The following is a 22,541-nucleotide window of genomic DNA, read 5'->3' on the forward strand; positions in this document are numbered from 1 at the left end:
AGTGTTGACCGTCGAGGAGTTCGAAGAGTTCTACACCCAGACGGTCACGCGTCTCACCGGGCAGTTGTACGTGATGCTCGGTGACCTGCACGAAGCGGAGGACGTCGTCCAGGAGGCGTTCGTCAAGGGGTGGGGTCGGCGCCGGCAGCTCGACCGTGGTGGGCAACCCGAGGCGTGGATACGTACCGTCGCCTGGCGCCTGGCGGTGAGCCGCTGGCGCGTGCGGCGCCGGTCGACCGACGCCTGGCGGCGGCGCGACGCGTCGCCACCTCACGTCGAGGGGCCGAGCCCCGAGCAGATCGTGTTGGTGGACGCGTTGCGCGAGCTGCCGGCGCAACAGCGCCGCAGCATGACGCTGCACTACCTGTGCGACCTCAGCGTCGAGCAGATCGCCCGGGAGACGGGGGCGTCCGCCAGCACCGTCAAGACCCACCTGGTTCGCGGCCGAGCCGCGCTCGCTCACCATCTGCAGGACCCGCGTATCAAGGAGGCCCCAGGTGCCTGAGCCCGACGCCTACCGGCGCGCCACCGCTCCCCGGTCGCCCGACCCGGGCGACGCCGCGCGGAGCGACGCCCGGCGGCTGCCCGAACCCGACGACCCGTTGCGGGCCCTCTTCCAGCGGACGGCCGCGGTCGGGCAGTGCCACGCGCGCACCGCGCCGGTGGCCCACGTCCACGCGCGGGGCCGGCGCGCCTACCGGTTGCGCATGGCCGGGCTGGCGGCCGGGGCGGTCCTGGTGCTGGGAGGCGGGACGGTGGCCACCGCCGCCCTGCTGTCCGGCTCTCCGACCCCCACGCCCCCCGCGACGCGCCCCCCGGCCCCCGCGCCGGCCCCCACCCCGACGGCGTCCCTGACCTCGACCGATCCCCCCACGACCCAGGAGGCCACCCACCCTCCGACGGGCACGGCGACCCAGGACGCGTCGCGGCGTCCGGGGAGCACGGAGCAGCCCACGGAGAACTCGGAGACATCCCCCCACCTTCCGGGTGACACGCCGACACGGCACACGTCGCAGGACCCGACGGCGCCGCCGGAGGGGGTGAACCCCCTGGGCGGAGCGACGTCGCCGACGCGTCCGCCCGTCCTCGGCGGGGGCGAACCGGGGCACTGACCCGCCTCGCCCCCGTAGCCCGGAACGACCCAGCCCGTGTGCCGCCCCAGGTGGCACGGGGTGACCCCGCATGCCTTCCCCCACCTCAGAGAGCCCCCGCATGTCCTCACCCACCCAGTCCCCCGACGCCGCGCCCGACCTCATACCCGTGGGCGAGCCGGCCGCCGCACCGGTCACGCCGGGCGCCCCACCGCCCCGCGTACCGGGCGCGCCGACCGCCGATCCGCCGCTCGTGCCGGCCAGCCGGCAGGCTCTCCCACCGGCCCCCGCGCCGGCCGACGCCGCCGAGCTGGACGCCGCCGAGCTGTCCGAAACGGACGAGACACCCGGCTCCCCGGGCCCGCCCGGCGCGGCCGAACCGTCCCGCCGGAGCGTGCTCGGGCGCGGTTGGCCGTCGTGGTGGAGCCCGGCCGACCGCGAGGTCCTGTCGCTGTACCTGCTGACGCGCGTCGCCGTGTGGGTGAGCGCCTACTGTGCCCGGTGGGTGTTTCCCGCCGACTCCCGCGCCCACACCGCCACCTCCGCGCTGGCCCCCTTCCAGCAGTGGGACTGGGGCCACTTCCTGCACGTGGCCCGCGACGGCTACTTCCCCGCCGACGCGGGGGTGCCCTCCGGCGAGGGTGACAACCGGGAGGCGTTCTTCCCCGGCTTCCCGCTCGCGCTACGCGCCGTCCACGTCCTCGTCCCGAGCTGGGCCGCGTCCGGGCTGCTGATCTCCTTCGTCGCCGGGGCCGTGGCCGTGGTGGCGCTGGCCCGTATCGCCCGCGCGGAGCTGCCCCGCGCGGCGGCCGGCCGGCGTGCGGTCCTGTTCCTGCTGCTCTCGCCGTGCGCGATCTTCCTGGCCGTCGGCTACAGCGAGGCCCTCTTCCTCGCGCTCGCCCTGCCCGCGTGGCTCGCGGCCCGGCGCGACCGGTGGGCCCTGGCCGCCGTCCTGACCGCGCTGGCCACGAGCGTACGGATCAGCGGGCTGTTCCTGGCCGCCGCGCTCCTCGTGCGGTTCGTCAGCTCGGCCCGTGCCCGGGGCGTCTGGCGGCCCCTGCCGTGGCTCGCCCTGCCCGCGCTGCCGGCCGCGCTGTACACGACGTACCTGCACGAGCACACCGGCGACTGGATGGCGTGGAAGCACGCCCAGGAACGCGGCTGGTACCGCGACTTCCACACCCCCTGGGAGGCGTGGAGCAACACCTGGCACGCGGCGTTCGCCTCCGCCCACCCCACGGGTTACGCGTTCATGTTCCAGGCCGAACTGGTCGCCATGGTCGTCGGGCTGCTCCTCCTCGGCTTCCTCCTGCTGCGCCGGCGCTGGCCCGAGGCCACCTACATGGCCCTCACCTTGTGGGCCCTGGGCACCTCCCACTGGTACATGTCGATCCCCCGCGCCACCCTCCTCTGGTGGCCCCTGTGGATCGGCCTGGCCGCGTGGAGCCTGCGCCGGCCCCGCCTCACGACGGCGTACGCGTGCGTGGTGGGCCCGCTGGCCACGGTCTTCACGCTGGCGTTCCTGACGGGGAGGTGGACGGGGTAGCCCTGGTGGGTGACGGCGGACGCGGGGGCGCCGTCACCCACCAGCCACCCGCTGTCGGACGGGCTCGGCGACCCCCTGGCCGACCCTCCCCCGCGCGATGTCCCGGCTGGCGCCCGGCGGGTGCCCGGTGACCCGCTTGAACGCGCGGCTGAACGCCGCCTGCGACGTGTAACCCAGGCGCCGGGCCACCGACTCGACGGACAGCCGGTCCTGGGCCAGCAGTTGGCCCGCCAGCAGCATGCGCAGCTCCGTCGCGTACCGCAGCGGCGGCACACCCATCGTGGACTGGAAGCGGTCGGCGAAGACGGACCGCGAGACGCCGCACTCCGCCGCCAGCTCGGCCACGGTCCAGTGGTGACCGGGCCGCCGGTGCAGGGCCAGGATCGCCCGCGCCAGGCGTGGATCGCGCAACGCGGCCACCAGCCCGGACGACGGGTCACATCCGCACTCGATCCAGCCCCGCACGATCATGGCCGCCGCGACCTCCGCCAGCCGGGCGAGAACGCCGGCGAATCCCACCCGTGCCGTGCGGACCTCGCGCCGCATCGACATGAGAATCGGCACCAGCCCGGGATAACGCTTCCCTCCCGCGTCCACCTGCATGACGTCGGGCATCAACCGGCTGATTCCCTGCATTCCACCGAGGTCGAAATCCATGAATCCGTTGAAGAAGATCGCGCTGGGATTCGGATCGGCACTCGCGCAGGTATCCACGTCCCCGATCGCATCCCCGAGGGAAACCGACGCGAAACTGTCGATTCCCCGTACCGGTTCGTCCGGGCCCGAGAGAAGCTGATGCGCCTCGCCGTGTGGCAGGAATACGGCGTTTCCGGCCGACAGTTCCCGCAACGCCCCGTCCTTGGTCCGCAGAACAGCGGTGCCGACCGCGAGGAAGTGGAAATAGGCTCGTCCCGGCTTCGCGTCGAAGCGAAGGCCGAAGTTCGGGCCGACATGGACCCGACGGTAGCGGACGCCACGCAGCCGCATGCTCGTCAGCAGCTCGCTGACCAGGTCTGACGACAGGGCGAACTGCTCCACAGCTCCTCCACCCGGAGTCTCGGTCACATAGCGCGGACGTGCGGTCATAGCTCATCCCGACGTTCGCGTACAGGCTTGACGTTACCCCTTCCGTGCGAATCAGGAGACGTAGCGAGTTGAGCAGTGACGTATGCGACGCCGCACCCGAATGCGACGCGGCCGAAGTCGCCGACGAAGAACGGATACCACCCGCGCCGACCGTTCCCGCGTGGGCCGCGGTGTTCTCGTTGGCGACGGGTGTCTTCGGACTTCTGACCGCGGAATACCTACCCGCCAGCCTGTTGACGCCGATGGCCGCCGATCTGGGTGTGTCGGAAGCCGTCGCCGGCCAGGCCGTTACCGTCACGGCGGTGGCGGCGATGCTTTCCGGATTGTTGACCGCGAGCCTGACCCGAAGGGTCGACCGCCGCGCCGTGCTCCTGGGCTTCACCGTCCTGCTGGTCGTGTCCGATCTGCTGGTGGCCGTGGCCGGCGACATCGTCGTGCTGTTGCTGATGCGCGTTCTGCTGGGCGTCGCGCTCGGCGGCTTCTGGAGCATGGCGGCGGCGGTGGCCATGCGCCTGGTGCCCACGGCCCTGGTGCCCCGGGCGGTGGCCGTCATCTTCAGCGGCATCGCGGTGGCGACCGTCGTGGCCATTCCGCTGGGCAGCTACCTCGGCGAACTCTCCGGCTGGCGCGTCACGTTCCTGGTGGCAGCCGCGCTGGGCGTACTCACCCTCGTGTTCCAGCTCGTCACCCTGCCTCGTATGGCGCCCCACGGCACGGCACGGCTGGGCACGCTGTGGGAGGTGCTGCGCCGGCCCGGCTTCGGGGTGGGACTGGTGGGGATGCTGCTCGTGCACGTCGGCCACTACGCCCTGTTCACCTACGTCCGCCCCGCGTTGGAGGACGTGGTGAGGGTGGACACCGACGGGCTGACGCTGCTGCTGTTCGCCTTCGGGGTGGCGAACTTCGTCGGCACGCTGGCGGCCGGCTGGCTGCTGGAGGTCAACCTGCGCCTCACCCTGGCCCTCACCCCGACGCTGATGGGCGCGGCGGCGCTGGGCCTGGCGCTGCTCCCCGCCGGACGGTACGGGTACGCGGCCCTGGTCGTCCTCTGGGGCCTGGCCTTCGGGGGCGTGTCGGTGGCCTGGTCCAACTGGGCCACGCGCATGGTCCCCGACCAGGCCGAGAGCGCGGGCGGTCTGGTGGTCGTCGGCGTCCAGTCCGCGATCGCGGGCGGCGCCGCGGCGGGCGGGGCGCTCTTCGGCCTCGGCGGCATCACCACGGTGTTCACCATCGCGGGCGTGGTCCTGATCGCCTCCGCCGCCCTGATCGCCCTGCGCGTCGCGGCCCCCGCACCTGGCGGGGCGAACGCCGGCTAGCGCGGGGGGTCGGGCGGGGTCGGGCTCCCGTACGGGGCGCTCCCGCCGGCGGGGCGGGGGCCGGGCCGCCGGCCTTCGCCGTGCGGCCAGCGCCCGGCCCCGCTCAGTCGCGAAGGTCCACCGCGAAGGCGTAGACCCGGGTCGACTGGGCCTTGCGGCCGTTGTTGTCGGAGACGAGGTACAGGGGGCGGGTGCCCCGGTGTCTCCCGTCCCGCCACGCGGGGCCGAGAGCCATCCCCTCCACGTTCTCCAGGATCGGATTGCTCTGGGGCTCCGCGGCCCGCACCCCGCCGTGCGGGCACTCGCGCAGGTCGAGCAGCGGACGCGACCGCTTGTGCAGGAGCGCGTCGGCCATGTTCTCGTCCAGCGCGTCGATGTGCGCGACGTTCGTGGCGCCGGCCACATCCACCACGTAGACGCGGATGCCGTTGCCCACGCCGCGCAGGTATCCGCGCTCCAGGGCCAGCAGGCGCGTGTCGTCCACGGCGACCAGCTCGCTGAGGTAGTGCCCCTCCTCCGTCTGGTAGGCGAACTGCCTGTCGGGCACGTACGCACCACCCGGCTTGCCCCGAAGGCGCTGGATACGGACCTGGTGACGCCCGTGGACGTCCGCGTCGCGGATCAGCGACCCCTCCACGCCGGTGTACAGGTACCTCCCGCTGTCGGTGACGGTGAGGGACTCCAGACTGCGTGAACGTTGGGCCTCGCCGCGCGGCGGCGGGTAGAACGCGTCGGGCAGCGCGAAGTCCCGCCCGACCTGCCGCCCGCTGGCCAGGTCGAACCGGCGAAGCGCCGGCCCCCGCTCGGCCGTGACCAGCACGGTCCCGCCGCCCTTCTCGATGACCAGCCCCTCGCCGTCGAACTCCTCGAACTTGCGCCCGTCCGCCTGGTGGAGACTGCGCAACCCGGTGACCTCGGGGTGGAGTGATTCCGGGGAGCCGAGCCGGAGACGGAACAGCCGGGCCGGTTCCTCGTCGCGCAACGCGATCGCCTCGGTGCCGCCGCCCCCGGTCAGGGCCAGCGCCGACAGGCCCTCCACCTTGGTGCCCTGCCACTCGTCGTGCTGGTTCAGGGCGTCGGAGACGCTCAGCAGCGAGGCTCTGGCACCCGGGCCACAGGGGCCGGTCGGCGCGGGCGCGGGCCGGGCGTCGGCGGCCCGCTCGACTCCGCCACCGGCGCCGGCCAGCACGTGTCCGGCGACACCGCCGGACGCCGCGACGCCGGCCAGCACCGCCGTGGCCACGGCGACCCGCGCCCTGGTCCAGTACGGCGCCCGGGCCGCCACCGGTCGCACCGGGCTCAGCCGGTTCCGGATGAAGGGGAGGTCCCCCACGCCGTGCGAGTCCTGCTTGCCGGGCAGCGGCAGGTTGCGCTTGCCCAGGGAGCTGCGGATCGCGGTGTGGATATCGTCGAGGGTGAGGTGCTGGCGCTCGGCGCGGTCCGGGAGACCCCGCCGGATGACGTCGAGCAGCGCCCCGGTGAACGCCGTGTAGGGCTCCCCGCTCGGCGCCATGGCCAGGGCGTTGCGCGGCGTCGCGGTCATGACGTACGAACCCTCGATGGCCACCAGGTCGTCGACCTCGTGGGACGACAGCCCGGCCACCGCGTTGCCGCTGTAGCAGCAGTCGAGGATGACGACGCGGCGCGCGATGGTCGCTCGGTGCTCCCACAGGATGTCGCGCAGCGTCGCGTACCGGACGGCGGTCTCGCTGTAGTGGCGGTGCGTGCCCCGGTGGGTGAGGTGCAGTTCGCTGTTGCCGTGCAGGACACCGTGGCCCGCGTAGTAGATCAACAGCGTGTCCGTGGCCAGGTCGGCGGCCTCCCGGATGGGTAGCGTCACGTCCTCGACGGACGTCGGGTTCGCGATCACCCTCATCCGTTCCGGCGCCACGCCCCACACGTCGGGGTCCCGCAACTCCGCCGCCAGCGCCTCGATGTTGCGCGCCACGGAGGCGAGTCGTGGCAGTTCCCGCCTGTCGTAGGCGCTGACGCCGATGAGGACACAGGCCGACCGCTGGGGGTCGATGCGCCGCCCGAGACCGCCGCGCGCCGACGGCGAACCCGCGGGTTCCACGGCGTCCGCCTCCGTCATGACGGGTCCTCGCGCAGCAGTTCCTCCAACGCCCGCCGAACGGCGTCCGGGTCGCTCACGTCCACGCCGGTGAGGGTGACGCGTCGACCGTCCCGTTCGACGGTCAGCGAGGAACCGGCGCGGGCGGCGTGCGCGGCCCGCCAGGTGGCGATGGCCACGGCCAACGCGCCCAGCTGGACCGAGGAGTCGAAGACGAACCGGATGACGTCGAAGGCCCCGCCCATCTCGCCGGGCCTCGGGTCCGCGCCGGGCCGTAGCAGCGTGACGCCGTCGGCCCGCAGGCGCGGGGTGGCCTCGCCGAGCCACTGGTAGAGCGAGTGATGGTCGTGGTCGTCGCCCGGGTTGTCCACCCGTAGCTGGATGTTCATGCCGTGCCCCCGTGATGTGAGCCCCTCCGACGCTCGCACCGCGCGCGTACCCACCGGGCGACTTCGCCCAACGCGCGGCGCGGGCGGCGGGCGGTGTGCCGTACGCGTACGCGACAGGAGTCGGGGACAGCCCCAACTCGCCTCCACGACAACACACTTACCTCGCCCGGTACACCTGACGCACATCGGTGGTGCCGGCCCCGATCGCGGGACGCGGGCCGCGAAGGCGCGCCCCGCGCCCGGGGACGAGACGGCTGACCTGGGGCTCTACAGCACCGGGAGGCCGACTCTCGCGCGGCTTCGCGCGCTGCGACACCGCCGCCGGGGTCACCCACCCGGCCCACCACTCCTCGGCCCACTCCTCGGCCAGGGGACGGATTCAGCGGCGTGCGGGGCGAATTCCCAGGCGGCCGAGGCCGACGGCACCGATGAGGCCGTGTCGGAGTGGGGTGGGGCGCGGGCGATGCGCGCATTCCCCGCGCGCCGCCTGCCCCCGCCGTACCACATTTCACTCCTGTCTCTCGAAACTCGCTGCGGAGTGTGGGGATTTCTCCCGCACATTGGCCGGAAGGCCGCGATGAACGCACCGTTCCTGCGCTAGCGTGCACTGCGCCGCACTCGCGGATAGAAGGAGGCACTACATGCGTATTCGCACAATGACTGCTTCTTTTGCTCTGACCGTACTGATTGCCGGTGGTACCGCAATTCCGGCGCGAGCAGGCGTTATCGAGACCGGCACTCACTCCGGTCGCGTGGCCGAGGGCACGCCGAAGGCGGATGTCGGCACCGTGGAGGCGGGCCAGCGCATCGCCGGAGCCGGGCGTTTTGGGACCTACGGGGACAAGGTCCATGTCTCCAGCACTCCGCCCCGCACCGCGTCGGCCCATGGATGGTGGAGGAAGTTCAGCGGCCCCGGGAGCAAGGCCAAGGTCACCGTCTGGCTCCAGGTGAAGGCGAAGAACGGAAAGAAGTGGCACACGGTGAGCAAGGGCGTCAAGACCGTCAAGCCCGCGAAGCGCGGCAGTAGCAAACCGCGCACCACGGCCCGCAAGACCTGCGCGAATCACCAGACCCGACAGTGGCGCAGCGTCATAGACGTCGACATAGTGGGGGTCGCCGACACACCGGAGAAGGCATACACCAAAACCGTGAAGCTGCGCTGCGGCGTGTGAGAACCACGCCGGCTAATTAACTGAGGGAAAAGCCCATGCACTGCGGAATGACAGTGGAAATCCACGGGGCGCTCGCGGCACACCCCTGGCTCGACGACCTGGACCGGGCCGAGTTCCGCGAGTCCGTGCTGGATCTCGCGGTGGAGCGCACGGACGCGTACGGCTGGCACGCCCCGTACGGCTGGCAGACGTCGAGCGGCAAGAAGCGCTTCCACCTGCCCGATCGCTGGCTCGACTGCGAGAAGGGCGGCGACTGGGCCGGCGACGGCCAGCCGCGCCGGCTGGCGTGGATGCGCGCCGACATTCCGGAGGACGCGCGCCACCCCCGGCTCCCCGTACTGCCCATGACGCGCGTGCTGGTCGATGCCCTGGGACGGGTGGGGACGGTGGGTCTGGCCGCGCTGCGGACCTACCTTCCGCTCCAGATCACCGCCGGGGACGCCGAGGGCGACTGGGAGGACATGCGGGACTGGTTCGCGCTGGCCGACCCGGACGGGGCCGTGGACGTGCTGGTGACGGTGTCCGCCGCGCCCTCCTCGGCCTGGCGCCGGGAGAGTACGACGCGGGTACGGGACGCCGTGCGGGAGCGGGTGGGAGGCGCGGCCGACGTGCGCGACTCCTCGCCCGAGGCCGGCGCGCGCCAACCGGCGCGCGTGGAGGAGCGTCCGCTGGTGGAGGGGGCGCGGGCGGTGGTGCGGTTCGGGTGTCGCGCCCGCGAGTGGTCGCCCGAGGTGGCGGTGTGGTTGGTGGAGGCGACCGGCGACGCGCTGAGGGCGACCGGGCACACCCTGCCCGTCGTGGTGACCGCCGCCAGGGTGTCACCGGCCTGAGCCGCTCGGCGCCCGGGCACGTCCCGAGCCCAGCCCGCGCGAGGGCCCCGCCCCCGCCCGTCCCCGGGGGTGGGGCCCTCACGCACCGGGGCGCCTCACGCCGGGGCGCCCCTCGCCGTACGGGCCCACGGTTCGGGCGGTGGAGCAGCCCCGCCGGTGCGGGGACGAGATCTGGTCACCCATCGCCTGTATCCGTATCCGGGGACCAACCCCGCGCGCGGGGAGCGAAGTTCGGGCCGGGGCCGACCCGGCCGCGCGGAGCACAACCGGGCGCGGCGCGCCGAGCCACTACGGGAGCCGCTCCCCCAGCGCGGCGGACCGGCGCTCGCGCCCCTTGGTGTGCCACCACTCGAAGAGCTGGACGCGGATCAGGTGGGCCACCGACCGCACCACGTGCGGGGGCGGGGCGGCGTCGTAGAGCACGCTGTCGGAGTTGTCGCAGCGGACACGCACCCGCCAGCGCTCGTCGCGCACCACCACGTCCAGCGCCACGTCGAAGGTGCGCCCGCGCGGTAGGACCTCGATCTCCCGCACGTCGACCGTGACCGACGGTTCGTCCAACAGGCCCATCAGGTGCGGCGCGAGGAGCCCGCGCACACGCTGCTCGTCGGTTGACATCCCCCGGCTCCTCCGTGCGACCCGTCCACCCGGCACCACGCCGCGCATGGCGATCCTCCCCCGAGGCGGGCCCGGCGACCACCCGTGTCGGCTCGGTTGGCGTGATCCGGCGGTCGCGCGGACGCGGGGTCAGCCGGACGCGGCCCGGCCGGCCTGCGCGAGTGGCGCCTCGCGGAGCGCGCGCAGGGCGCGTTCGGAGGGGGAGCCCGGCTCGGGCTGGTAGACCCACATCTGGAGACCCGGGTGGTCGGGCAGCGCCAACACGTGCTGGCGCAGGGTGAGAAGGCCGGCGCTCGGGTGGCGGAAGTGCTTGGTCGCACTGCCCTTGCGGTGGACGTCGTGGCGGTCCCACAGGCGGCGGAACGACGCGCTGCCGCGCGCGAGTTCGGCGATGAGCTCGGCCAGGCGCGGCTCGTGCGGCCCCGGGCCCGTGGCCGCGCGCAGCGTGGCGACCGTGCACCGTGCCAGGTGCTCGGGGTCGGGCACGAGCTCGCCGACGCGGGGGTCGAGGAAGGCCAGGCGGGCGAGGTTGTCGCGGTGCGCGAACCCGGCGTAGAGCGCGGCGGCGGGCTCGTTGCGCGCGACGACCTCCAGCCAGGGTGTGACCAGCATCGCCGGCGCCGTCACCCCGTGCCGCACGAGGTCGGTGAGGTCGCGCCGGGCCTGGTCGGACGGCGGGCTGGCCACCGGGGGCGCGGGGTGGGGGTCCGCGAGCCGGCGCAGGTGGGCGTGGGCGGCGCCGTCCAGGCGCAGGGCGGTGGCGAGGGCGTCGAGCACCCGGATCGAGGGGTGTCGTTCGCGCCCCTGCTCCAGATGCGTGTAGTAGTCGGTGCTCACGCCGGCGAGCAGCGCCACCTCCACCCGGCGCAGCCCCGGCACCCGCCGGGCGGGCCCGGGCACGAGGCCGAGTTCCTCGGGGCGAACGCGTGCGCGCCGGGCCCGTAGAAAAGCCCCGAGTGGTCCCACGGTCGTCCTCGCCATGCCACTCAGGCTACGCGGCGGCGCGCCCCGCGAGGGTGGGTGTGGCGCCACCACCCGCGCCGGCCGAGCGGCGCCTAGCGTCGGGGCCGTCGTCGAGGGCGGCGCACCTACCCGGTGCGGCGCGGTGAGGAGCGTGGGATGTACGTGGTGACCGGGGCGACCGGCCGGACGGGGCGGGCCGTGGTGGACGCGTTGCTGCGGGGTGGTCACCACGTCCGAGCGGTCGGACGTGACGCCCGCGGGCTGGCCGTGGCGGCCGCCGGCGCGGAGCCGGCCGTGGCGGAGCCCACCGACGCCGGGGCGCTGGCCACCGCCTTCCGGGGCGCTGAGGGGGTGTACGTCATGGTCCAGCCCAACTACGTGCCCGACAGCCCGGACTTCGTGGCGCACCAGCGTCGGATCGTGGCGGCCATGGTCGCGGCGCTGTCCGACAGCGGCGTGCGGCGGGTGGTGACGTTGAGCAGCTGGGGTGCCGACAGGGAGTCGGGCACCGGCCCGGTGGTCGGGCTGCGTCACCTGGAGCGGCGCACGAACACCCTGGAAGCGGCCGTCACCCACCTGCGGGCCGGGTACTTCATGGAGAACCTGCTCGGCCAGGTCCGGCGGGTCCGTGACCACGGCCTGCTCGTGGCGCCGTTGGCACCCGACGTCGCCCTGCCGTTCGTCGCGGCACGGGACGTCGGCCGCGCCGCCGCACACCACCTCCGCGCGCCGACCCCAGCGCGCCCGGGCGCGCCGGAGGTGGTCGCGCCACCCGGGGAGCGTGACCTCAGCATGACCGCTGTGGCGGCCGTGCTCGCCCGGGTCGCGGGCCTGCCGGGGCTGCGTTACCTCCAGCAGCCGATCGAGGAGTTCGCGGCCGAACAGCGCGCGGCCGGGGTGTCGGAGAACGTCACCGGGCTAATGGTCGAGGTGGCCCGCGCGATCAACTCCGGGCACCTGGCCCCCGCGCGCCCCCGTTCGACGGTCACGACCGTGCCCGCCCCCACGTCGCTGGAGACCTTCCTCACCCACACCTTCCTGCCCGCCCTTCGTGCCGGAACCGTCGCGAACGCCCCGCGCTGACCCTCCTCGGGGCCGCCGGGCCGGGTACGCGCGACGCCGGCCGCCCCGGCAGCCGTCCGGGGCTGACCCGCGCGGCCCGGCCGGTCGCCCACCACCCCGGACCGTGGTGTGCCGGTCCGCGCGCGCCCTCACCCGGGCGCCCGGTCCGACCGCCGGTGCGGCGCACGCGGCGCGCCCTCAGCGCCGCCGGAACAGATACGCCCCGCACAGGCCGCCGATCAGGGCCACCGCCGCGAGCGCCGCCCACAGGGGCATGGTGACCTCGGGGATCAGGAGACGGATCTTGACCTCGCGGGTGTTCTCGAAGATGAAGATGAGACCGAGGACGCCGATGACGCCGACGGCGATCCTGCCGGGCGTCAGGAACTCCTGCGCGCGTCCGCCTCCGCCGCCGCCCGTCTTCGTCTTGGCACTCATGGCGCCCCCTTCCCTCGAACCTCGGGCCGCCCCCTCACGTTCGGAGCGCGACCTACGTCCAGGATGGGGCGCGCCGCGCGGCGCGCATGGCGTGGCGGCGAGGCGTAGGCCGTACGGGTGACGGGGCGCGCCGGCCGGCGGGAGACGCCGAGGGGGCGACGCGTCGGGCACGCGTCGCCCCCTCGCCCGTCCTCGGCCCACGCTCCGCCCGGTCACGGCCGGGCCGGCCACCGCGACCCCGCCGGCCGCCGGGGCCCACGACCGCTCAGGCCCGCTCGCCCGGCGGCCAGCTCCGTACCGCATCGGCCACCACCGCCAGCGCCCGTGGCTGGGTGAGCTCGGGGTGGAGGCAGGCGATGTCGTGGTTGACCAGGGTGCCGGTGACGTAGGGCTGCCACGCGGCGCGGGTCAGCCAGTCCTCGGCACGGGGGGCGGTGGCCGTGAAGAACAGCACGTCGCCGTCGAAGACGCGGTGCTCGTGCTTGCGCATCAGCGTCGCGTTGTTGACGACGATGTCCACGACCGCCGAGAGCGTGTAGTCCGGCAGGCTGGCCAGCGCGCTGCCCTCGCGGCGCAGCGTGTCCAGGACCTGTTCGCGGGTGAGAGCCCGGCCCTCCTGGAGGTCGAAGCCGGCCATCCGCAGCAGGGCGCGCGGGGCATCCGCCTGGGCCGGGATGGCCAGGTCGCGCCACTGGTCGGAGGGGTAGGCGTCCATCAGGGCCAGCAGTTCGACGCGCTCCCCCGCCTCCTGGAGCCGGACCGCGACGGTGTGGGCCACGACGCCGCCGACCGACCAGCCCAGCAGCCGGTAGGGGCCGTGCGGCTGGACGGCGCGGATGTGGTCCAGGTAGTCGGCGGCCATCTCCTCCATCGTGCCCGGCAGCGGTTCGGGCCGGGTCAGGCCGCGCGCCTGGAGCCCGTAGACCGGCTGGTCGGGTCCGAGCGGGGCCAGCAGGCCGGCGTAGCACCAGCTGATGCCGCCCGCCGGGTGGAGGACGAACAGCGGCGGCCGGTCGCCGCCGCGCCGCAGCGGGAGCAGCACGCCCAGCGCGTCGTCCGCGCCGCTGGCCTCGCCGTCGGCGGCGGCGCGCAGCCGTTCGGCGAGCGCGGCGGGGGTCGGGGCCTGGAAGAGGGTGCCCAGGGCGAGTTCGACGCCCAGTGCCTCGCGGACGGCGGCCACCAGGCGCACGGCCAGCAGCGAGTTGCCGCCCAGGTCGAAGAAGCTGTCGTCGACGCCGGCCCGTGGCGCGCCCAGCGCCTTCGCGAACAGCCGGGTCAGGGACTCCTCGCGGTGGTCGCGCGGGGCGCGGCCCGCCGCCGTCGCGGCGGCCGGGGGCGCGGGCAGCGCCTTGCGGTCGAGCTTGCCGTTGGGGCTCAGCGGAAGCGCGTCCAGAACGAGGACGGCGCTCGGCACCATGTAGTCCGGCAGCCGCGCGGCGAGGCGTTCGCGGAGCAGGGCGGGGTCCGGGCCGCCGCCCACAGCCCGCGTCCCCTCGGGGACAGCGGCAGGTCCCGGTTCGACTCCCGTGGCAGCGCCGGGCCCCGCAGGGTGGGCCCGCTGCGGCGCGGTCGGCGCGGCAGCCAGGTGCGTGCTCTCATCGCTCCCCCTCGCTGGACGGTCGGCCCCGGCGGCGGCATCCGCCGGAACCGACCGCCCGGTCCGCGCGGCGATCTGATGGCCCGTCACGTAGCCGATCAGCCGCTGGTCGCCCGGCCGGTCCTCGCGGACCAGCACACAGGCGGCGGCGACGTCGTCGAAGGCGGTCAACGCCGCCTCGATCTCGCCGAGTTCGATGCGCAGGCCGCGCAGTTTGACCTGGTGATCGGTGCGGCCCAGGTACTCCACGGCGCCGTCGGCCCGCCAGCGAGCCAGGTCGCCGGTGCGGTACATGCGCGCGCCCGGCTCGGCGGCGAACGGGTCGGCCACGAAGCGGGCCGCGCTCAGGTCGGGCCGGCCGAGGTAGCCGGTGGCGAGCTGGGCGCCGGCCAGGTAGAGCTCGCCGGCGATGCCGGGCGGGCAGGGTTGGAGCGCGGCGTCCAGGACGTAGAGCCGGGTGTTCCACACCGGCTTGCCGATCGGGACCGGGCCGCTCTCGCCGGGCACGCACGGGTGGAAGGTGACGTCGACGGCCGCCTCGGTCGGGCCGTACAGGTTGTGCAGCGGCACCTCGGGCAGCAAGCGGTGGAAGTCGGTGACGGTCTCCCGGGGCAGCGCCTCGCCGCTGCAGAAGACACGGCGCAGGCCCGTGCACCGGGCGGCGTCCGGCTCGGTGAGGAAGACGCCGAGCATGGACGGCACGAAGTGCGTGGTGGTCACGCGCTGTTCGCGGATGATGCGCGCGAGGTAGGCGGGGTCCTGGTGTCCGCCGGGTTCGGCGACCACCAGCGTGGCGCCCTCGCGCAGCGGCCAGAAGAACTCCCACACCGAGACGTCGAAGCCGGACGGGGTCTTCTGCAGCACCCGGTCATCGGCGGTGAGCCGGTAGGTGTCCTGCATCCAGCGCAGCCGGTTGTCGATCGCCCGGTGGGGGACGACCACGCCCTTGGGGCGGCCGGTGGAGCCCGAGGTGTAGATGACATACGCGGGGTGGTGCGGGGTCAGCGCGCGGCCCGGGTCGGTGGTGGGGAAGCGGGTCAGGTCGGCGCGGACCCGTGGGTCGTCCAGGACCAGGGCCGGCACCTCGGTCGCGGGCAGCGCCGGGTGCGTGGCCCGGTCGGTGAGCACGCACGCCGGGCCCGCGTCGCGGAGCGTGTACGCCAGCCGGTCGGCCGGGTAGTCGGGGTCGAGCGGCAGATAGGCGCCGCCCGCCTTGAGGACCGCGAGCAGCGCGACGACCAGGTCCACCGAGCGCGGCAGGGCGACGGCGGCCAGCACGCCGGGACGTACGCCGAGTTCGGTCAGGCGGCGGGCGACCTGGTTGGCACGGGCGTTGAGCTGCGCGTACGTCAGGGTCTGGTCGCCGAAGACCAGGGCGGGAGCGTCGGGGACGCGGGCCGCGCGGTACTCGATCGGGCCGATGAGCGTGGTGGGCGGCAGCGCGCGGGCGGTGTCGTTGAAGTCGGTGAGCGTCAGGACGCGCTCGGCCGGGGTGAGGACGGCCAACTCGCCCAGCGGCGCCCCCGGGTCGGTGTCCGGGTCGACGAGAGTGGCCAGCAGGTGCAGGAAGCGGCGCTGGTGGTCAGCCAGGTCGCCCTCCGCGTACAGCCGGGGGTTGCCGTCGTAGTCGACCCGCAGCCCCGCGCCGTCGGCACGGTCGTAGATGTTGACGGTCAGGTCGTCGACGGGGCCGGTGGACAGGTTGTGCGCCTGGGAGGGCGCGCCGTCGAAGGTGAGCCCGTAGTCGAAGGGCATGACGTTGACCAGCGGACCAACCAGGGCGCGGCCGTCGCCGAGCAGGCCGAGGTCGCGGCGGATGTCCTCGTAGCGGTAGCGCTGGTGGCGGCGCAGCGCGCGGATGCCGAGCACGACCTGGCGCACCAGGGTGGCCAGCGTGTCCTGGGGACGGACCCGCAGGCGCAGCGGCAGCACGTTCATGACCATGCCGGGGATACGCAGCGCGGCCGACCCCATGCGGCCCATCATCGGCACGCCCAGGACGACGTCCTCGGCGTGCGTGGCGCGCGAGAGGTAGAGCGCCTGGGCGGCGAAGAGCAGGTCGGGCCAGGTGGCGCGGAGCGAGGCGGCCAGCGTGCGCAGCCGCTCGGTCTCCGGCTGGCCCAGGTGGGCGGTGCGGCGCAGGAAGGTGCGGTCGGGCAGCGCGGTGCGGCCGGTCAGGCCGGGTGCCTCGGGCAGGTCCGTGGCGTGCGCGGGGGCGGCCGGGTCCGGGTCCGTCGTGTCGGCGGGGAGGGTCGCGCCGAAGGCGGCGGCCCAGTGCGCGCGGTCCCGGGCGAAGGTGTCGCCGGCGCGGTAGGCCCGGTCGTCGGCGACCAGGTCGGCCAGCCGGCCGAAGGGGCTGGGCGCGGGCTCGGCGCCGGTGGCCAGCGCCGTGTAGACCTCGGCGACGCGGCGGGCCAGCAGCGAGTAGCCGTAGCCGTCCATGACGATGTGGTGCACGCGCTGGTACCACAGCCAGCGCTCGTCGCCGACCCGGAACAGGGCGTGCTGGAACAGCGGGCCGCGCTCCAGGTCGAAGGGGGTGGCCAGGTCGGCGCGCATCCAGGCCAGGGCGGCGGCGTCCGGGTCGGCCCCCGCGTCGGGCGCGCGCAGGTCGGCCTGGTGCAGCGGGAAGGCGCACCGGGCCACGTCGCCCGCGCCCTCGGGGGCGGGGCGGCCGGGCGGTTCGATCTCGACGGGTACCTGTCGGGGTCCGTCCGCGCCCCCCGGGTCCGCGACGAGACGGACCCGCAGCGCGTCGGCCTCGCCGGTGGTGCGGTGCAGGGCCTCGGCGAAGGCCACCGGGTCCAACGGGCCGTGGATCTCCAGGTACTCGGCGGTGTTCTGGGCCGGGCTGTCCGGGTCCAGGGCCTGCGCGAACCACATGCCCGACTGGGCCGAGGTCAGCGGCAGACCGGGGGCGGGCCGGTCGGCGCCGGTGGCCGCCCCGCGCCGTGGCGTGGCCGGGTCGAGCAGGGTGGTCATGTCCGCGCCCCCAGGAGGGGCGCCCACCGCTCGATGGCGGGCTCCTCGGCGAGGTCGACGAAGGTCACCTCGACGCCGTGGTCGCGCCGCCAGCGCTCGACCAGGGCCATGACGCGGACCGAGTCGAGGCCGTAGTCGACCAGGTTCTCGTCGTCGGGGATGTCGGCGGGGTCCTCGCCCAGCACGTCGGCGACATCGGCGCGGATCTGCTCCACGGTCAGGGCCATCGCGGTTACTTCCCCTCGAAAACGGTGTCGGTGGTGGTGACGACGGCGCACTTGGCCGCCGCGTAGCGCAGCGCCATCGCGTGGTCCTCGGCGGAGAAGTCGGCGACGGCGTCGGCGACCAGGAAGGGCTGGATGTCGCGCATCCACGCGTCGCAGGCGCTCAGGAGCACGCCGATGTGGGCGTACACGCCGACGATGACCAGCTGGTCACGGCCCTGCGCGGCCATCCGCTCGGCCAGGTCGCTGCGGACGAAGGCGCTGTACTTCCACTTGGTGAGCACCGTGTCGCCGCTCTCGGGGGCCACCGGGGCGGCGATGGCCCGGGCGTGCTCGTCGTCGGGCAGTCCGGGTCCCCAGAAGTCCTGTTGGAGTCCGCGCTCGGCGGGGCTCTGTCCGCCCGGCTGGGCCGAGTACACGACGGGGACGCCCAGGCGCGCGCACTCCTTCCTGATCCGCGCGACGTTGGACAGGAGTTCGGTCACCGGGGACGCGGTCTGGTCGAACGCGGACAGGAAGTAGTTCTGCAGGTCGTGCACGAGCAGCACGGCGCGGCTCGGGTCGACCGTCCAGCCCACCTTGTTGGTGGGCAGGTCGGCCGCGCTGGGCATCGGGTACGGCGCGATGGCGGGCAGGGCCATGACGGGGGCCTTTCGGGCTTCGGGTCGAGCGGGGTGGTGCGGTACGCGCCCCGCCGGGGCGGGGTGGCGACGCGCGGGGCGGGGCGTCAGGCGGTGGCGGCCGGCGCGGGTGGCGCGGCCGGTGGCGCGTCGGCCGACGGCGACTCCTGGGCGCGGGCGGCGACCTGGGCGGCGATGGCCGCGCGCAGGTCCTTCTTGCTGACCTTGCCCACGCCGGTGCTGGGGAACGCGTCGATGAACTCGACCCGGTCGGGCACCTTGTACGCGGCCAGCCCGCGCTCGCGGACGAACTTCTTGATGGCGATGGGGCGCACCGGCTCCGCGCCGGCCCGTGGCACGACGTACGCGCAGGTGCGCTCGCCGAGGTAGGCGTCGGGCATGGAGACGACGGCCACGTCGTGGACGGCGGGGTGGGCCAGGATGTGGTTCTCGATCTCCTCGGCGGCCACCTTCTCGCCGCCCCGGTTGATCTGGTCCTTGGCCCGGCCCTCCACCACCAGGTAGCCGTGGTCGGTCAGCCGCACCACGTCGCCGGTGCGGTAGAAGCCGTCGGCGGTGAAGGCGGTGGCGTTGTGCTCGGGGGCGCGCCAGTAGCCACGGATGGTGTACGGGCCGCGGGTGAGCAGGTGTCCGGTGGCGCCGATCGGCAGGTCGTTGTCGGCGTCGTCGACCACGCGCACCTCGTCGTCGGGCGAGATGGGGCGGCCCTGGGTGGTGACGATGGTCTCCTCGTCGTCGTCCAGGCGCGTGTAGTTGACCAGCCCCTCGGCCATGCCGAAGACCTGCTGGAGCGTGCAGTCCAGCGCGGGGCGTACCCGACGGGCGGCCTCCTCGCTGAACTTGGCACCGCCCACCAGCAGCACCTGGAGGCTGGAGAGGTCGTGGTCGCGGCGGGCGGCGGCCTCGATCCAGGCCAGCGCGAGCGGCGGCACCAGCCCGGTGAGGGTCACGCGCTCGCGCTCGATGAGCGGGAAGGCGACGTCGGGGCTGGGCTGGGGGGCCAGCACGACGCGGGCGCCGGCGTACAGGGCGCCCAGCGTGCCCGGCGAGCTGAGCGGGAAGTTGTGGGCGGCGGGCAGCGCGCACAGGTAGACGCTGTCCTCGTCCACGCCGCAGATCTCGTTGGAGCCCCACAGCGAGTAGAGGTAGTCGTCATGGGTGCGCGGGATGAGCTTGGGCACCCCCGTGCTGCCGCCGGACAGTTGCAGGAAGGCCAGGTCACCGGGGGCGGGCGGGTCGGTGACCGGTACGGGCTCGGCCGCCAGCTCGGCCAGCGGGGTGTGCGCGCCCGCCGCGTCCGGGTCGGCCGCGACGAACACGTGCCGCAGCGTGGGCACCTGGGCGCGGACCTCGGTGGCCAGCTCGCGGTAGTCGAACCCGCCGTGCGTGGCGGGGATGACGTACGCGGCGGCCTCGGTGAACTCGCAGAAGTAGCGCACCTCGCTGGCGCGGTGCGCGGGCAGCGCGAAGACCGGCAGCGCGCCGACGCGGAACAGCGCGAACATCACCTCGAAGAACTCGGCGACGTTGGGCAGTTGCAGCACCACCCGGTCGCCCTTGCCGATGCCCCGGGCCAGCAGGCCGGCGGCGAACCGGTCGGCGCGGGCGTCGAGCTCGCCGTAGGTCAGGCGCCGGCCCTCGGGCGCGCCCGGCGCGGGCGCCGGGTCCACGACCGCGATCCGGTCCGGGTGCCGCTCGGCGCGCTCGCGCAGCATCTGCCCGAACGTCTCACCGCGCCACCAGCCGGCGGCCCGGTACCGCTCGGCGTACTCGCTCGGCCAGGTCGGCGTACTCACTGGTCTACCCCCACCGCGTGCAGGAACGTCTGGAACTTCGCGCCGGTCTCGGCGGTTTCGGCCTCCGGCGTGGAGGCGGCGACGACACCGGCGCCCGCGAAGAGGCGCAGTGTGCGCCGCTCCGCCTCCGCGCAGCGGATGGTGACGACCCACTCGCCGTCACCGCTGGCGTCCTCCCACCCCACCATTCCGGTATACAGGCCCCGGTCGAACGGCTCAAGATCGCCGATGACCTCGCGGGCCAGTCCGGTGGGCGTGCCGCACACCGCCGGCGTGGGGTGCAGCGCGCAGGCCAGCTCCAGAGCGCTGGCGGCGCCGCCGGCGCGCTGGGCCAACTCGCCGGTGACGGTGGTGGACAGGTGCCACATGGCGGCCGTGCGGACCAGGGTGGGCCGCTCGGGCACGTGCAGCGTCTCGCAGTAGGGGGCCAGCGCCGCCCGCACCGCGTCCACGACGACGGCGTGCTCGTGCAGGTCCTTCTCCGACTCCAGGAGCGCGGCGGCCCGGCGTACGTCCTCGGCCAGGTCGGCGCTGCGTGGCGTGGAGCCGGCCAGCGGGTTGGCGACGAGCTGTCCACCGCGCCGGCTGACCAGCAGTTCGGGGCTGGCGCCCAGCAGCGTGCGGCCGGCGCCGGAGGGCACCGCGAAGGTGTAGCCGCGCGGGTCGCGGCGGGCCAGGCGCTGCACCATGGCGGGCAGGTCCAGCTCGGCCGGCGAGGTCAGCTCCAGGGTGCGGGCGAGGACGACCTTGCTGAACTCGCCGGCCCGCATGCGTCCCACGGCCGCGGCGACCGCCGCCCCGTAGGCCGCCGGCTCGGGGACGGGGCGCACGGACCAGTCGGTGGCCTCGGGGGTGGCGGCGGGCAGCGCGATCAGCGGGTCCTGGGCCAGCGGCGGGGCCCAGCGGGTGACGTCCGGGATGGCCAGGGCCGCGGGCGCGGTGTGGTCGAAGGGCACGGCGCCGACCACCACCGGTGCGCGCTCCCCCTCGCCGGCGCGCTCCGCGAGCGCCGCGCTGACCCGCTCGGGCAGCGGGCGCGCGTCGTGCGGCACCTCGGCGCGTACGCCGTGGGCGAGCAGGGTGCGGGTGGGTGAGGCGAAGAACCGGGCCTCGCCCGCGTCGTAGGCGTCGAGCAGGGCGGTGGCCGAGCCGACGGCGTCGGTGTCCACCGTGCGGGCCGGCCGCTGGGCGGGCGCGCCCCGGGTGCCGCTCCGGGCTGGCCTGACCCGGGTGGTGCGGGCCGGGCCGGCCGTCGCGCCGGTGGCCTCGGGCGCGTGGGCGGGCCGCGCGGCGGCGGGGCGCGGGCTGGCGGCGGGGGCCGGGCCGGGGCGGCCCGGGGCGGGTTCCGGCTCGGGCGAGTCGGATATCGGGCGCTCGGCGACCTCGCGTGTCGTCGTCACCTGGTACTCCATTCCTTCGGTGCGATGGCACCGGTCGGGGTGTCGAGGAGGGCGAGACGCCCACGTCGGTGGGGGCGTTCGCCCGGCGCGGCCGGGGCCGGATCGCGGCCCGGCGCGGCGACGCGGCGGCACGGGGCGGGCCGGCCGGTGGCCGGCGCCCGGGTGGCCGCCGCGCGGTCAGGCACGCAGGGTGGCTCCGCCGTCCACGTACAGGTCGTGCATGGTGATGTGGCGGGCCCGGTCGGAGACCAGGAAGGCGACGGCCTCGGCGATGTCGGCGGGCTCGGCGATGCGGCCGAGCGGAATGCCCACGCGGTAGGAGGTGGGGTCGCCGTCGATGACGCGCAACGGGGCCTGCGGGTCGGTCCACAACTGCCGCTGCATGGCGGTGTCGGTGGACCCCGGCGAGACGACGTTGCAGCGTACGCCGCTGCGCGCGAGCTCAAGGCCGAGACACTTGGTGAACATGGTGGCGGCGGCCTTGGACGCGGCGTAGGCGGCCATGCTGGTGCGTGGCACTCCGGCCGCGTTGGAGCCGACCGTCACGACGCTGCCCCGGCGGCGCTCGCTCATGTGGCGGGTGACGGCCCGACAGGTGTGGAAGACGCCGGTGGTGTTCACGGCGAACGTCTCGCTCCAGTCCTGGTCGGTGAGGTCGGCGACCGGCGCCGGGCGCAGCACGCCGGCGACGTTGACCAGGATGTCGATGGGGCCCACGGCCCCCTCCACGTCGGCCACGACGGAGTCGACGGCCGCGCTGTCGGTGACGTCGGCGGTGTACGCGCCCACGCGGGGCGCTCCGTACTCCTTCTCCAGGGCGGTGACGCCTTCGGCGCTCCGGTCGAGGGCGGCGACCCTGGCCCCTCGGTCGGCGAGGGCGCGGGCCACCGCCTCGCCTATGCCCTGGCCCGCGCCGGTGACCAGCGCGATCCGTCCGGAAAGTTCTGGCTGCTGCACGGTGTTGCCCCCTCGACGTGACCCTACTTAGGCAACCCTAACTTAGCATGGCTCACCGCTCCGCCCCAGGTGACGAGCCTCGCATCGCACATCGGGCGACCGGGCGCGGGCCCGCCGCGCTCCACACCGGACGGAGCCTCATCTTCCGTGTGAGCGTGCCAATCGCGCCACCCCGCCTCGGGGTGCGCCGCTTCGGGGTCCGCCGCCTGGGAGTCCGCCGCTTCGGAGTCCGCCGGCCGGCGAGGGCGCCCGGCCAGCGACACGCGGTGGCGGGCCCGCACGTGGTCGGCCCGACCAACCCGCGCCCCCGCGCGCCGATCCGGCACTCCCGCGCGGCCGGCCCGGGCGGCGGCGGCCAGGGC

General features: G+C 74.8%; 19 protein-coding genes. 7 read left to right on the forward strand and 12 right to left on the reverse strand.

What is annotated here, in order from left to right; all coding sequences use genetic code 11:
- The first annotated feature begins 1 nt into the window (after nucleotide 1).
- The 3 genes from ACFVFR_RS03505 (at nucleotide 2) to ACFVFR_RS03515 (ending at nucleotide 2,637) form a co-directional block, all read left to right on the forward strand.
- Entirely contained in the window at nucleotides 2–505 is a 504-nt protein-coding gene (locus ACFVFR_RS03505) for a SigE family RNA polymerase sigma factor (RefSeq protein WP_383697686.1), read from the forward strand.
- Nucleotides 498–1,112, forward strand: coding sequence for a hypothetical protein (locus tag ACFVFR_RS03510; RefSeq protein WP_383697687.1), 615 nt, complete (start codon nucleotides 498–500; stop codon nucleotides 1,110–1,112). Before ACFVFR_RS03505 ends, ACFVFR_RS03510 begins: the two co-directional genes overlap by 8 nt.
- A 100-nt stretch (nucleotides 1,113–1,212) precedes the next feature.
- Nucleotides 1,213–2,637, forward strand: coding sequence for a mannosyltransferase family protein (locus ACFVFR_RS03515; RefSeq protein WP_383697689.1), 1,425 nt, complete (start codon nucleotides 1,213–1,215; stop codon nucleotides 2,635–2,637).
- Between the two features lie 33 nt (nucleotides 2,638–2,670).
- Here ACFVFR_RS03515 and ACFVFR_RS03520 read toward each other — a convergent pair whose 3' ends face one another.
- Nucleotides 2,671–3,675: a cupin domain-containing protein gene (locus tag ACFVFR_RS03520; protein WP_383697691.1), complete on the reverse strand. Its 1,005-nt coding sequence runs from the start codon at nucleotides 3,673–3,675 to the stop codon at nucleotides 2,671–2,673.
- 116 nt (nucleotides 3,676–3,791) lie between these two features.
- On the opposite strand from ACFVFR_RS03520, the gene ACFVFR_RS03525 reads away from it, so the two are divergent.
- Nucleotides 3,792–5,039 (forward strand): MFS transporter, encoded by a 1,248-nt coding sequence (locus ACFVFR_RS03525; RefSeq protein WP_383697692.1) that lies wholly within the window; start codon nucleotides 3,792–3,794, stop codon nucleotides 5,037–5,039.
- Nucleotides 5,040–5,142: 103 nt separating this feature from the next.
- Here the strand turns inward: ACFVFR_RS03525 and ACFVFR_RS03530 are convergent, their stop codons facing one another.
- Together ACFVFR_RS03530 and ACFVFR_RS03535 are read right to left on the reverse strand one after the other, a co-directional pair.
- Nucleotides 5,143–7,131 carry an esterase-like activity of phytase family protein gene (locus tag ACFVFR_RS03530; protein WP_383697694.1) on the reverse strand — a complete coding sequence of 663 codons (1,989 nt, stop codon included), beginning with the start codon at nucleotides 7,129–7,131 and terminating at the stop codon, nucleotides 5,143–5,145.
- Complete coding sequence (locus tag ACFVFR_RS03535; RefSeq protein WP_383697696.1) at nucleotides 7,128–7,499, reverse strand: hypothetical protein; 372 nt, start codon at nucleotides 7,497–7,499, stop codon at nucleotides 7,128–7,130. The genes ACFVFR_RS03530 and ACFVFR_RS03535 overlap by 4 nt, the downstream gene beginning before the upstream one ends.
- 641 nt (nucleotides 7,500–8,140) lie before the next feature.
- Between ACFVFR_RS03535 and ACFVFR_RS03540 the strand changes: the two genes are divergently transcribed.
- Both ACFVFR_RS03540 and ACFVFR_RS03545 read left to right on the forward strand, forming a co-directional pair.
- Nucleotides 8,141–8,671: a hypothetical protein gene (locus ACFVFR_RS03540; protein WP_383697697.1), complete on the forward strand. Its 531-nt coding sequence runs from the start codon at nucleotides 8,141–8,143 to the stop codon at nucleotides 8,669–8,671.
- 47 nt (nucleotides 8,672–8,718) lie between these two features.
- Nucleotides 8,719–9,501, forward strand: coding sequence for a hypothetical protein (locus ACFVFR_RS03545; protein ID WP_383697699.1), 783 nt, complete (start codon nucleotides 8,719–8,721; stop codon nucleotides 9,499–9,501).
- A 288-nt stretch (nucleotides 9,502–9,789) separates the two neighbouring features.
- Here ACFVFR_RS03545 and ACFVFR_RS03550 read toward each other — a convergent pair whose 3' ends face one another.
- Nucleotides 9,790–10,119, reverse strand: coding sequence for a hypothetical protein (locus ACFVFR_RS03550; protein WP_383697700.1), 330 nt, complete (start codon nucleotides 10,117–10,119; stop codon nucleotides 9,790–9,792).
- Between the two features lie 129 nt (nucleotides 10,120–10,248).
- The gene (locus ACFVFR_RS03555) at nucleotides 10,249–11,100 is read right to left on the reverse strand and encodes a helix-turn-helix domain-containing protein (protein WP_383697702.1); all 852 of its coding nucleotides are present in this window, start codon (nucleotides 11,098–11,100) and stop codon (nucleotides 10,249–10,251) included.
- A gap of 138 nt (nucleotides 11,101–11,238) precedes the next feature.
- Between ACFVFR_RS03555 and ACFVFR_RS03560 the strand changes: the two genes are divergently transcribed.
- Nucleotides 11,239–12,165, forward strand: a complete 927-nt coding sequence (locus ACFVFR_RS03560) for an NmrA family NAD(P)-binding protein (protein ID WP_383697704.1) — start codon at nucleotides 11,239–11,241, stop codon at nucleotides 12,163–12,165.
- Nucleotides 12,166–12,342: 177 nt separating this feature from the next.
- Here ACFVFR_RS03560 and ACFVFR_RS03565 read toward each other — a convergent pair whose 3' ends face one another.
- The 7 genes from ACFVFR_RS03565 to ACFVFR_RS03595 all read right to left on the reverse strand — a co-directional run bounded on the left by ACFVFR_RS03565 (nucleotide 12,343) and on the right by ACFVFR_RS03595 (nucleotide 22,179).
- Nucleotides 12,343–12,582 carry a DUF1049 domain-containing protein gene (locus ACFVFR_RS03565; RefSeq protein WP_383697706.1) on the reverse strand — a complete coding sequence of 80 codons (240 nt, stop codon included), beginning with the start codon at nucleotides 12,580–12,582 and terminating at the stop codon, nucleotides 12,343–12,345.
- 265 nt (nucleotides 12,583–12,847) lie between these two features.
- Entirely contained in the window at nucleotides 12,848–17,161 is a 4,314-nt protein-coding gene (locus tag ACFVFR_RS03570; RefSeq protein WP_383697708.1) for an amino acid adenylation domain-containing protein, read from the reverse strand.
- Entirely contained in the window at nucleotides 17,158–17,388 is a 231-nt protein-coding gene (locus ACFVFR_RS03575) for a phosphopantetheine-binding protein (protein ID WP_176160880.1), read from the reverse strand. Before ACFVFR_RS03575 ends, ACFVFR_RS03570 begins: the two co-directional genes overlap by 4 nt.
- A 5-nt stretch (nucleotides 17,389–17,393) precedes the next feature.
- Complete coding sequence (locus ACFVFR_RS03580) at nucleotides 17,394–18,026, reverse strand: isochorismatase family protein (protein ID WP_383697710.1); 633 nt, start codon at nucleotides 18,024–18,026, stop codon at nucleotides 17,394–17,396.
- A gap of 86 nt (nucleotides 18,027–18,112) precedes the next feature.
- Nucleotides 18,113–19,822 (reverse strand): (2,3-dihydroxybenzoyl)adenylate synthase, encoded by a 1,710-nt coding sequence (locus tag ACFVFR_RS03585; RefSeq protein ID WP_383697712.1) that lies wholly within the window; start codon nucleotides 19,820–19,822, stop codon nucleotides 18,113–18,115.
- The gene (gene dhbC, locus ACFVFR_RS03590; protein WP_383697731.1) at nucleotides 19,819–20,991 is read right to left on the reverse strand and encodes an isochorismate synthase DhbC; all 1,173 of its coding nucleotides are present in this window, start codon (nucleotides 20,989–20,991) and stop codon (nucleotides 19,819–19,821) included. The genes ACFVFR_RS03585 and dhbC overlap by 4 nt, the downstream gene beginning before the upstream one ends.
- 408 nt (nucleotides 20,992–21,399) lie before the next feature.
- Nucleotides 21,400–22,179 (reverse strand): 2,3-dihydro-2,3-dihydroxybenzoate dehydrogenase, encoded by a 780-nt coding sequence (locus ACFVFR_RS03595; RefSeq protein WP_383697714.1) that lies wholly within the window; start codon nucleotides 22,177–22,179, stop codon nucleotides 21,400–21,402.
- Between the last annotated feature and the right edge of the window lie 362 nt (nucleotides 22,180–22,541).

It is taken from the genome of Streptomyces sp. NPDC057702 (assembly GCF_042799315.1).
Taxonomy (GTDB): Bacteria; Actinomycetota; Actinomycetes; order Streptomycetales; family Streptomycetaceae; genus Streptomyces.